We start from the raw sequence: 11,685 nt of genomic DNA on the forward strand, positions 1-11,685 counted from the left end.
AGCCATGGCTGCTGTTGATGCGCAGGGTTCCGGCCGCCGCCGCAGGTTCGGGCTGGGCGAGCCGTTCTCGCGCCGCGCGACGCTCGTGTGGGCGCTTATCGTGGGCGTGCTGCTGGTTGCGGGGGCGCTTTCGATGTTCGACCGTCTGGCGAACGGCCTGGGGATGGCCGGCGCCACCAACGCCGTGCCCTGGGGCTTGTGGGTGGTGGTGTACATCTGGTTCTCCGGGCTGGCAGGCGGGCTGTATTTGATCTCGGCGCTCGCGTACCTGCTGCGCCTGGAGCGGTTCATGCCGGTGGCGCGGCTGGCGCTGGGGCTTTCCGTGGTGTCGCTCGCGGTGTCGATGATTTTCATCGGGCTGGATCTGGGCTCCATCCGACACTCGCTGGGCACGGTGCTGTTCTTCCACTGGTCGTCGCCTCTGGCCTGGGAGATCAAGGCGTATATGTTCTTCATGGCCGTGGCCGTGGTGCAGTTCGTGCTGGTGCTGTGGAACGACCGGCGCGGGAAGCTGGCGGAGGGCGCTGGCGCGGACGCCGTGGACGCGCTGCGGCGGCGCGGCAACGTGAACCTGGCCATCCGCGTGCTGGCCGGCGTGGGCGTGGCCACGTCGTTCGTGGGGCCTCCGGGCGGCACGGGCATGTTTTTCGCCGCGGTGAAAACACGGGGCCTGTGGGAAGGCGGCATCACGTCGGTGCTGTTCTATGTGATGGCTGTGGTGACGGCGGCGGCGTTCCTCATCGTGGCCTACCGGCTGCTCGCGCGGCTGCGCGGGGCCCGGCCCGACGCGCGCACGCTGGCGGGGCTGGCGGGCGTGCTGGCGGCGTCGCTCTTCGCGCTCGCGTTCTGCGTGTTCTTCCAGGTGGCGCCGGCGCTCTTGTCGGGCAACCCCGATACGGTGCTGGCCGTGCAGACGATGGTGGCCGGCCCGCTCGCTCCGCTGTTCTGGATAGGCGAGGTGGGCGTGGGGATGGTGCTGCCCGCCGTGCTTTTGGCCGTGGGCGCGCTGCGCTCGCGGGAAGCGCGCGACGGCGGGGCCTGGGCCGTGGGCGCGTCGATCGCTGCTCTGCTGGGCGTGCTCGCGCTGCGCTACGTGCTGGTGGTGGCCGGGTTCTCCGTGCCGCTTCTGGCCGGCATGCCGACTCCCGCATATGTGCCCACATCGGGCGAGCTTCTGGTGGCGCTGTTCGTGCTGGGGCTGGCCGTGGGCGCCTACGGGCTGGCCGTGCGGCTGCTGCCGCTCGAGCGCGTGGGTGCGGCCGAGGGCGCGCCGGTTGAGGAAGCCGTCTACAGCGGCGCGGTTGCGAGCAGGGAGGTGCGCGATGGATCGGCAGCGTAAGGAAGGTTCCCCCGTGTTCGGCACGCCGTCGCGGCGGGCCGTGGTGGGCGCGGGCGCGGCGGTGGCCGCCGGAGCGCTCGTGGGCGGGGGAGGGCTCGCCGCCTACATGGCCGCGACCGACCCCATGGCCGACGCGCCGCACGGGCGCGGCGACGCAACCGGCGCGTACGCGGCCGACGACGTCATCCTGTCCATGTGCAACAACTGCAACTCGTACTGCACCATCAAGGTGCGCGTGGCCGACGCGGCCGACGGGGTCGCGGCCAACGAGGGCGCCACCTCGCTCGTGCGCAAGATAGCGGGCAACCCGTACTCGCCGCTCAACTCGCAGCCTTACGCGCCGGTTCCCTATGGCACGCGGCCCGAGGAAGCGCTTGCCCCCGGCGACGGCATGGCCCGCGAGTGCCGCGCAACCAACGGCGGCATGATCTGCCTCAAGGGCCAGTCGGGCATCCAGCTCGCGCACGACAGGTTCCGCATCACGAAGCCGCTGCGCCGCGTGGGCGCGCGCGGCAGCGACGAGTGGGAGACGGTGGACTGGGACACCGCACTCGACGAGATCGTGAACGGCTCGCTCGCGCTCGGCACGCCCGGCATCGCCGAGTGGTACGCCTTCGCGCCGAAGAAGCAGGTGGAGGCCGATGTGGCGCTCGTGGAGTCCGGCGAGATGACCCAGGACGCGTTCGACGCGAAGTGGGCCGACACGCTCATCGACACGAAGCACCCCGACCTGGGCCCGAAGTCCAACCTGTTCTGCTCGGCGGGCGGCGACCGCATGTTCCTCATCGGCGACCGCCTCACGCAGAACGGCTTCGGCTCCGTCAACAACTTCAACCACGGCGGCGTGTGCGGCATGACCGGCGTCATGGCCAACGTGCGCACGCACCCCACCACGAAGCACAAGCGCATGTACGCCGACCTGGACCATTGCGAGTGCCTCATCATCTGGGGCACCGAGCCCATGACCGCGAACAAGGGGCCGTCGTGGCTGGCCCCGCGTCTGTCCGTGGCGCGCGAACGCGGCATGAAGCTGTACGTGGTTGACCCGCGCCAGGGACGCAGCGCGTCGAAGGCCGACGTGTGGCTGCCGGTGATTCCCGGCAAGGACGCGGAGCTGGCCTTCGCCATGATGTCGTGGATCATCGACAACGGGCGCTACGACGAGGCCTACCTGCGTGCGCCGGGCAAGAAGGCGGCCGCGGCCATCGGCGAGCCCACCTGGTCGGATGCGACGCACCTCGTGGCGGTGGATCTGCCGAACGCCCCCGTGGTCACGGCGAAGCTGCTGGGACGTGCGGACGGCGAGGCGCTCAAGGACGACGCGCGGTTCGTGTTCGTGGAAGGCGAGCTGACGGCTGCCGACGCCGCAGAGGGCCCGGCCGACCTCGAGGTGGACGCCGAGATCGAGATCAAGGGCAAGCCCGCGCGCGTGAGGAGCGTGTTCTCCCTGCTCAAAGAGCGCGTGGCCGAGCGCACGCTGGACGAGTACGCGGCAGAGGCGGGCATCGACCCCGCCGTGGTGGCGGACGTGGCGCGCGAGTTCACGAGCCACGGCAAGCGCGCCTGCGTCATGAGCTACCGCGGCCCCGCCATGCACGCCAACGGCTTCGACGCCGTGCGCGCGGCGGGCTACCTCAACTTCCTCATCGGCAACCACGACTGGAAGGGCGGACACCTGGCGGCGGGCGCGAAGTTCGCCCCGTTCACGGGACGCTACGACCTGAAGACGGTGCCCGATGCGCACGCGGGCTGGGGCATCCCCGTCACGCGGCAGAAGGTGGAGTACGAGAAGACCAGCTACTTCAAGCAGGACGGCTATCCCGCGCCGCGCCCGTGGTACCCGCTGCCGGGCAACCTGTCGCACGAGATCGTGCCTGCGCTGCGTGCCGGCTACGTGTACGACCACCTGGGCGCGCTGTTCATCCACCGCCATTCGCTCGTGGACTCCACGCCGGGCGGCGATAGGATGGCCGACGTGCTGGGCGATCCGGAGAAGATCAACCTGCTCGTGTCGTTCGACGTGGAGATAGGCGACACGTCGCGCTACGCCGACTTCGTGCTGCCCGACAAGATCTACCTCGAGCGGTTCAGCCAGGAGAGCATCTACCCCAACCAGCAGTACCAGCTCATCCAGTTCGGGCAGCCGGCTGTGCGCGCGTACGAGGGCCCGCGCTCGGTGGAGGACGTGTACCTCGACCTCATGGCGCGCCTCGGCCTGCCGGGTGTGGGCGAGGGCGCGGTGCCCGTGGGCAAGGACGGCGCCGGCGGTGCGGCGGCGCTCGCGAACGAGTACGACTACTGGCTGAAGATGGCCGCGAACATCGCCTACGCGGGCAAGGAGCCCGTGCCCGACGCCGACGCCGAGGAGCTCGCGCTGTTCGAGCGCGCCCGGACGCGTGCGCTGGGCGAGGCGTTCGACCTGGCGGCGTGGAAGGCGGCCGTCACGGAGGAGGAGTGGCCGAAGGTGGTGTACGTGCTCAACCGCGGCGGGCGCTTCGCCTCGGCCGACCCCGCGAAGGGCGACGGCTATGAGGGCGAGCTCATTAAGACGCGCTACGGCGGGCTGTGCGCGTTCTACGATCCGAAGACCGCCTCGCTCAAGAACGCGCTCACCGGGGAGAACTTCGACGGCCTCGCGCACCCCGCGCCCGTGGCGCTGGCCGACGGCACGCCGGTGGAGCAGCCGGCCGAGCGCCCGCTCGCGTTCGTGAACTGGAAGGCGCGCACGAACGGCTCGCACCGCACCATCGCAGCGCCCTGGCTGCGCGAGACGACCACGGAGAACTTCGTGTGGATGCACCCGTCCGACGCCGAGGCGCGCGGGCTGGTCAACGGCGACGCCGTGGACATCGAGGGGCCTGTGGGTACGATGGCCGGGCACGTGCGCGTGACCGAGGGCATCCGCCCCGGCGTGGTGGGCTCGAGCTACTCGTTCGGCCACAAGGGCTACGGCGCGCAAGCGGTCACCATCGACGGCCAGCAGGTGGGACCGGCGCCCGACTACCTGGAAGAGGAGGGCATCCTCGACGGCGACGAGCCCGGCAAGCAGAAGACGGGCTTCGCCGGCGGCCGCGGCCGGGGCTTCCGCATGAACGAGCTGTTGCCCGACGACGCCGCCGTGACCGGAGGCGGCGGCCTCTGCGACCCCATCGGCGGCGGCTCCGCCCAATTCGACCTCTGGGTGGAGGTGCGCAAAGCGTAAGAACGCTGTTCCCCTTGCGGTTCGAGCCCCCTTTGGGCTGCTCGAACCGCAAGGGACGCCCCCGATGCGATGCCGTCCAGCGGCAGTGCAACGAAATTCCCGAAATCTGAGCAAAAATTGCGGTAGATTTCGCCCAAAGGTCCGATTCGCACCTAAACCCGCCGGTTTCCTCGAGTTGCGCTCGATGATTCTCAAAAGAGCCCCATTCTCACCTGCCCCGATGCAAGAGCGTCGCGAAGCAGCTCCGCAGAAGCGCTCCACCAATGATTTTTACCGCAATTTTTGCTCAGTTTTCGGGCATTCTGCTGCACTGGTCCTCCGAAGCGATCGCCCCCCCCCCTTCTCTCTCTGCCGGGCCATTGCTCTTACTTCGTGTTTTACACCCTCGCTTTGAAAGATCGTAGTAAAAGTGGAATATATCCTACATACAAATCAAAGTGCTCTCCTACGATGCGTTCATGGACATCGAGGAGAAAAGAAAGAGGCTCGGGCGCAACATTCAAGTGTGCAGGAAGGGCAATCGCCTCACGCAGGAGCAGTTCGCGCTTATGGTTGGTATGGATCGAGGCTGCCTTCTCGGCATCGAGGCGGGGAAGTTCAACGTGAGCTTCGATAAGCTGAGCAGGATAGCAGAGGGCTTGAACGTCACGATGGCGGAGCTGCTCGACGGCGTCGATCGATGACCCGGCGTGCTGACACTTGTCCTAGCCTCAATATATAATCATAAAACTTATGGTTTGCAAAATCCCTAAATAGACCGGTTTTGGGGTTTGCAAAATCCCATGAACTGCCAAATTTCAGGTTTGCAAAATCCCTAAAACGACCTACAGGGCGGGTTGAACCGCGCTTTAATCAGTAAAGACCCGGGTCTGAATGACACCGATACTTCCCATTTCGTGATCGACGCTCGCTGCGGAGGTTGAGAAATATTCATCAGGGCATACGACGATCTGCTTGTCTGGAAACAGGAGGATAGCCGAGGACTGCCAGGCTGGTTGTCGTCGATCGCCATAGTTTGCTTGTATTCGTGCAAAAGGGGACTACAAAGAAACGCTCGGCGGTTTGCAAAATCCCGTCATCTGCTGGAGGTGGAGGCGGGGGCTCAGCTCTTCTCGCTTCGCTTTTGTCCGCTGCGCTTCAAAAGGGTTTCGGCTCCGTCGACTCCTTCGAAGAATTCAACGTACGTCACGCCGAGCGCTTCGACGATGCGATGCAGCACGTCGACGCTGTAGCCGCGCTCTCCTCGTTCGATGGAGGAGAGCGTACCCCTGCTGGTCCCCGCCATGGCTGCGAGCTTGTCTTGCGTCAATCCGTTCATTGCCCGCAGCTCTTTGATGCGCATGCCGATAACCACTCTGTTGTCTGTTTTGACCATGCCGACAGGCTACGTGTAGTACACTAAAATGATGTTCAATATTTGAGTCTTTATGTGGAGCTAAGCATGGGAGATTTGGAAGATGAAAGGCGTTCTCGCACCTTGAGGGCGTTCGGATTGAATGTTGCCGAGGCTCGTGAGGTTCGCGGTCTGTCTCAGAGTGATCTATCGAACCTGTCAGGGCTTCCGTTGACGCTTGTTCAGATGATTGAATCGGGGCTCTACGATGCCGAGTTGAGCGTAGCGGAGGATCTTGCTCACGCCTTGGACGTTCCTCCTGCAAGGCTGTACAAGGGGCTTTGACGTCTTGCCGTAACTGTGGAAATCGTTTGAATCGGCTCACTTTCTCGGAGGTACGGGGGTTTTCGACTGGCCTATACTGATGCGCCATGCGGTTGTTCTCCCTCACATACGAATGCTATGCCAACCGGCGCCAGCTGCCCTACCGGCTCACCGACGCGGTGCGCTCGCGCACGCCCGGTTCGGCGGCGCCTGCCGTGTGGAAGGGGAGCTTGTGAGTTCGCAGCACGCCGCCGTGGCGCTGCTCGACACGCCGCTGTCCTGCATGAGGGTATAGCGGCGCGCTCCTGAGCGCTTCCGCGCCTCATCCGGTGGGCCGTTCGCGGTTCCGCCAACCCCCCCCTGCGCCCCCCCGGGGCGCGAAATCAGAAAACCTAGCCGACGGCCGTTCGATTGCCGTCTTCGCGGTCTGCGCCGCCTTCGGGCGCTGCGCGGCCGGACGGTCCTCGGCGCTCGCAAGAAGGAGGCTGACCCCACCTTGAACGAACAGCAACTCGTATCCACCCAGCACAAGGCCACCCGCAAGGAGATCACCATCATCGGCGTGGTGCTGGCCGGCGCGTTCCTCGCCATCCTCAACCAGACCGTGCTCTCGCCCGCGCTGCCCAAGCTCATGGAGACGTTCTCCATCGCGGCCGGCACGGCGCAGTGGGTGACGTCCATCTACCTCTTGGTGAACGGCATCATGGTTCCCATCAGCGGATTCCTCATCGACCGTTTCCCCACGCGCAAGCTCTTCTTCGCGTCCATGCTCTCGTTCATCGCAGGCACGGCGCTCTGCGCGGTGGCTCCCAGCTTCGAGGTGCTCATCGTGGGCCGCGTGCTGCAGGCGGCGGGCGCGGGCGTGCAGCTGCCGCTGGTGGCCGTGGTGCCCATGCTCATCTTCCCGCCCGAGAAGCGCGGCACGGCCATGGGCATGTCCGGCATCGTGATGAGCTGCGCCCCGGCGGCCGGCCCCGTGGTGGCCGGCGCGCTCATCGACGCCATGGGCTGGCGCGCCATGTTCGGCTCCATGCTGCCGCTGGCGGTGATCGTGCTGGCAGTGAGCTTCTTTCTGCTGGCGAACGTGGGCGAGCTCAAGCGCCCGCACCTCGACGTGCCCTCCATCCTGCTGTCCACCGTGGCGTTCGGCGGCCTCCTGTACGGCTTCTCCAGCGCGAGCACCATGGGGTGGGCGAGCCCGCTGGTCATCGTGCCCATCATCGCGGGCATGGCGGCGCTCGTGTGGTTCGTCCGCCGGCAGCTCTCCATCGACGAGCCGCTGCTGCAGCTGCGCGTGCTGAAGCGCCCCACCTTCGCGTACTCGGCCATCATCGTGACGGTCATCAACTCGGCGCTGTCCGTGGGCAGCGTCATCCTGCCCATCTACCTGCAGAACGTGCTGGGACTCACCGCGTTCGAGACCGGCATCCTCATGACGCCGGGCGCGGTGTGCACCATCTTCCTCAGCCCCGTGAGCGGCATGCTGTTCGACAAGTTCGGGCCGCGCGTCATCGCCGTTGTGGGCCTGACCGGGCTCTTCGGGTCGATGCTGGCGCTCGCGTTCGTGGGTTCCACCACGGCCATCTGGTATCTGGTGTGCGCCTACGTCATCCAGTCGTGCGGGCTCACGCTGGCGAACATGCCCATCACCACGTGGGGCCTGAACTCGCTTGAGAACAGCCAGATCGCGCACGGCAACGCCATCTCCAACACCGGGCGGCAGGTGGGCGGCGCCATCTCCACGGCGCTCATCGTCACCATTATGACGATGGTGACCTCGGCCAATGCCGCCGCCGGCCCCGTGCAGTCCACCGCGGCGGGAATCGACGTGGCTTACGGCATCTCGGCCGCCATTGCCGCCGTGGCGCTGGCGCTGGCCATCCTCAAGGTCCACAATAAGAAGAAGCCGGTGCGCACGGTGGGCGCCTCCACCATCGAGCTCGTGTCCGATACGTCCGGCCTGGCCGACGACGAGACGACGACCGGCGCGCAGGGTGCCGTGGCCACTCCCGCGGCCGACGCCTCCGCAACCGCCGCCGGTCGCAACGCATAAGGAAAGGAATCGCAATGAAGCGACCCATCAAAGACATCATGGAAGACGACGCCTACACGTGCCGCTACGACCAGACGCTGGGCGAGGTGGTGCAGCTGTTCAACGAGCTGGGCACGAGCGGCCTCACGGTGGTCGACGAGGAGCGCCACGTGGTGGGGTTCATCAGCGACGGCGACATCATGAAGGCCGTCTCCGAGCAGAAGACGCGCTCCATCTTCAGCGGCTACTCATCGATGCTGCTCTACGACAACGAATCGTTCGAGGACAAGGCCCGCGCCCTGCGCGACCGCAACGTCATGGAGCTGGCCACCACCAAGGTGCTCTGCGCCACGCCCGACCAGTACATCGGCACCGTGGCCGACGTGCTGGCGAAGAAGCGCTTCAAGAAGGTGCCCGTGGTTGACGAGAGCGGCGTGCTGGTGGGCGTGGTGCGCCGCGCCACCATCACCAAGTACATCTTCCACGTGCTGTTCGACGACGAGCCGGGCTTCGACGCGTAAGGGCGCGCTATACTGGCGTGATCGGGCGGCGCGGCTTTCCGGCTGCGCCGCGTTCCTTGTCGGCGAGATCCGGCGGAAGACCGCTTAGCATGCGGTGACTGATCTTCGCTCCGAAAGCACGCCTCGTGCGCTGAGGCGTGGTTTCGGAGCGAAGATCGGGGCTGCGAAGGTTGATTGTCGACCGAAACACACGCCACAGGGCTCTGATGCGTGTGTTTCGGTCGACAATGCGGCTCGGCGCCGCGCACTTTCCCGTGTCGCGCGGGCGTCGGGGCGAAAACGCGTTGCTGAACATCCTGGCGCGGCCGGCTGCGGCGGGCGGGCGCTTCCCTACGATAGGCCTGATAACGACAAGGCCCATCGTGGGAGCGCGCGCTCCCGAGGAGGTTGATGCTCATGGATCTGGTATTCGCGCAGCTGCCGCTGCTTTTGTTCACCGCCATCGCGCCGATGGCATCGGGCGCGTTCGCGGGACTCTCGAACGCGTTCCTCACCACGGACTTCTCGCCCGAGGCGCTGCGGCGCATCGACCGCTGGACGCTGCTCCCCATCGTCATCCTGACGGTGGGCGTGGTGCTGGCCCTCGTGTTCTTCAACTCGCCGCAGGCGGGGCTGTTCGTGCTCCAAGGCGTCGACTCCGGCGCGTTCACGTTCGCCGTGGTCATGGCCGCGGTGTTCGCCATCGCGGCGGTGGTGTACTGGATCGTCGCGATGGCGGGCGTCATGTCGTACGGCGTGCGCAAGGGCGCGGCGGCTATCATGAGCGTGCTCGCCGTGGCCTACGCGGTGTCCATCGGCATCGTGTACATGACCTCCGACGTGGCCACCTGGGCTTCCGGCATCGTGCCGCTCGGGTTCGCGGGCTTCTGCCTGGCGAGCGGCGTGCCGCTCGGCGCGCTCGTCATCGCCGCCGCAGGCGCCATGCGCGAGACGCGGGGCACGAGCTTCGCCACGTTCTCGCTCGTCACGGCCCTCATCGGCACGGTGGTGGCCATCTTCGCCGTCACGGTGCAGCTGATGAACGCCCAGGCCATGGTCAGCGCGTTCTTCGCCGGCGCCGACATCCTACCCGGCGCGTGGGTGTACCTGGCCATCGCGCTCATCGGCTTCGTCGTGGCGCTCGGGTGCCTGCGCGGCGCGTTCTCGGACGTGCGCTCGGCGGCCCCGCTCGGCCGGACGGCGGGCGCCGCGGCGGCCATGCCCGTGTACGGCGCGACCGACCTGTATGATCGCGACCGCGCGGCCGAACGCTCCACGGTGGCCTGGCTCGTGGGCAGCAACGCGGCGGTGCTCGTCGCGCTCATCGTGTCGCGCGTGCTGTTCTACGCGCTGCAGGTGTAAGCGGCGGCCCGACCGCCTCGTGTGCATCAAGGGGCTCCCGGCCGTCCATGGTCGGGAGCCCCTTCCTATTCCTCCAGGTCGCGCGGGTCGAACGATTCGATGAGGTCGAGCAGCTCCTGCTTCTTGTGGATGTCGAGCTTCGCGTAGATGCGCTTGGCGTGCGTGCGGATGGTGTTCTCCGACACCACGAGGTCCTCGGCGATGCGCGCCACGGTGTTGCCGCGCGCGATAAGCTCCATGACCTCCGTCTCGCGCGCGCTCAGGCGGTAGTGGCGCTGCAGGAGGGCGGCCTGCTTGGAGATGCGATCCTGGAACACGTGCTCCTCGGCCGGCCGCGCGGGGCGCTCCCGGCGCTTCGGCTTCTTACGCGACGCGGCCTCGGCCTGCTCCTCCGCGCTCGCCTCCGCCGCAGGCTCCGCCGGGCGCTTGGGTTCGCGCGGCCGCAGCGCTACGAGCTCGATGCTGGCCGCCGCGCCCGCGCCGTCTCCCTTGAGGATGCGCCCGAACCCGCCCTGCCCGATGAAGTACATGAGCCCGAGCAGGTACACGGCCACGAGCGACACCACGGCGAGCGGCGCGATGTCCATGATCATGATGCCTTCGGCCAGCGAGCCGCTCATGAACCCCACGTCGTGCAGCACGTACACGATGCCGCCGAAGAACCCGTAGATGAACACGGGGTTGATGCCGCGGTCGCGCGATGCCTGCGCGCACTGGATCATCATGAGCATGATGGCCGCGCTGTAGGCGGCGTACAGGATGGCCGCGAGCCAGCGCGCGTACCCCTCCGGCAGAAACGGCAGCACCAGAAAGCCGGTGATGATCACGGGGAAGAACACGCGGTAGGCCGCCACTACGTTGAGGCGCAGGTTCTTGAACTGCCAGAGCACGAGCACCGCCACGGCCGCCGTGAGCGAGCCGGCCATCGACAGCACGTTCACGAGCGAGCCCACCGCAGGCTCGGCGATGGCGAGCGCCCGCATGATGCCGGTGCAGAACCCGAGTGCCCCCACGCACAGAGCGCTTCGCCAGTAGTCCTCGATCAGGCGGCGGTACACGCGCGGGTGCTCGCGCGGCACGTCTTGCAGCATGGCCTGATCGAGGTCGATCTCGCGGCTTTTGAGCGCGATGGTCAGGCCGAACAGCGGCAGGAACACGAGCGGGATGAGAAACGCCGTCACCGCCTGGGGGATGAGGTAGAGCGAGAAGTACAGCACCGCCGCGTACGCCGTGCCCAAGATGAGCTCGCGGTTGCCGTTGTCGGAATCTTGGCTGGCGAACAGCCGCTGCCACAGCATGTAGAAGCCGGCCGACCCGAGCCCCAGAAGCCCGCCTCCCGCAACCACGAGCGGAAGCGCCCACGCGTCCAGGTAGATGGCCGCGATGAGGCAGCACCAGCCGAGGAAGTAGGGGAGGGTGGCCAGCCGCACGATGAACGCGCGCGTGGGCCCGGGCAGGAAGTACACTCCCAGCGCGCTCGCGAAGTAGCTGAGCGAGAACACCACGGACTGCGCGAGGAAGAACCAGAACACGATCTCGCGCGTCTGGAACTCCATGGGAAGGAACGGGAACACGCCGCCCCAGACGCCCGCG

9 protein-coding genes are annotated in these 11,685 nt (G+C 66.9%); 7 read left to right on the forward strand and 2 right to left on the reverse strand.

Annotated features, from left to right (window positions below; all coding sequences use genetic code 11):
- Positions 1-4 precede the first annotated feature (4 nt).
- From nrfD to FX134_RS11340, 3 genes are all read left to right on the forward strand, one after another.
- Positions 5-1,339, forward strand: a complete 1,335-nt coding sequence (gene nrfD, locus FX134_RS11330) for an NrfD/PsrC family molybdoenzyme membrane anchor subunit (RefSeq protein WP_080801915.1) — start codon at positions 5-7, stop codon at positions 1,337-1,339.
- Positions 1,323-4,541: a molybdopterin dinucleotide binding domain-containing protein gene (locus FX134_RS11335; RefSeq protein ID WP_080801917.1), complete on the forward strand. Its 3,219-nt coding sequence runs from the start codon at positions 1,323-1,325 to the stop codon at positions 4,539-4,541. Before nrfD ends, FX134_RS11335 begins: the two co-directional genes overlap by 17 nt.
- 458 nt (positions 4,542-4,999) lie before the next feature.
- Entirely contained in the window at positions 5,000-5,224 is a 225-nt protein-coding gene (locus tag FX134_RS11340) for a helix-turn-helix domain-containing protein (protein WP_143412190.1), read from the forward strand.
- A 419-nt stretch (positions 5,225-5,643) separates the two neighbouring features.
- On the opposite strand, the gene FX134_RS11345 is transcribed toward FX134_RS11340, so the two are convergent.
- Positions 5,644-5,883: a helix-turn-helix domain-containing protein gene (locus FX134_RS11345; protein ID WP_172623466.1), complete on the reverse strand. Its 240-nt coding sequence runs from the start codon at positions 5,881-5,883 to the stop codon at positions 5,644-5,646.
- Positions 5,884-5,982: 99 nt separating this feature from the next.
- Here FX134_RS11345 and FX134_RS11350 point away from each other — a divergent pair, with 99 nt between their 5' ends.
- From FX134_RS11350 to FX134_RS11365, 4 genes are all read left to right on the forward strand, one after another.
- On the forward strand, positions 5,983-6,219 hold the full coding sequence (locus tag FX134_RS11350) for a helix-turn-helix domain-containing protein (protein WP_080801926.1): 237 nt from the start codon (positions 5,983-5,985) through the stop codon (positions 6,217-6,219).
- A gap of 475 nt (positions 6,220-6,694) precedes the next feature.
- Positions 6,695-8,251 carry a DHA2 family efflux MFS transporter permease subunit gene (locus FX134_RS11355; protein WP_087881567.1) on the forward strand — a complete coding sequence of 519 codons (1,557 nt, stop codon included), beginning with the start codon at positions 6,695-6,697 and terminating at the stop codon, positions 8,249-8,251.
- 14 nt (positions 8,252-8,265) lie between these two features.
- Positions 8,266-8,751: a CBS domain-containing protein gene (locus FX134_RS11360; protein WP_080801932.1), complete on the forward strand. Its 486-nt coding sequence runs from the start codon at positions 8,266-8,268 to the stop codon at positions 8,749-8,751.
- A 396-nt stretch (positions 8,752-9,147) separates the two neighbouring features.
- Positions 9,148-10,092 (forward strand): DmsC/YnfH family molybdoenzyme membrane anchor subunit, encoded by a 945-nt coding sequence (locus tag FX134_RS11365; protein ID WP_080804019.1) that lies wholly within the window; start codon positions 9,148-9,150, stop codon positions 10,090-10,092.
- A 65-nt stretch (positions 10,093-10,157) separates the two neighbouring features.
- Here FX134_RS11365 and FX134_RS11370 read toward each other — a convergent pair whose 3' ends face one another.
- On the reverse strand, positions 10,158-11,648 hold the full coding sequence (locus FX134_RS11370; RefSeq protein ID WP_232051003.1) for a helix-turn-helix transcriptional regulator: 1,491 nt from the start codon (positions 11,646-11,648) through the stop codon (positions 10,158-10,160).
- Positions 11,649-11,685 lie beyond the last annotated feature (37 nt).

This window comes from Arabiibacter massiliensis (assembly GCF_902386925.1).
GTDB lineage: Bacteria > Actinomycetota > Coriobacteriia > Coriobacteriales > Eggerthellaceae > Arabiibacter > Arabiibacter massiliensis.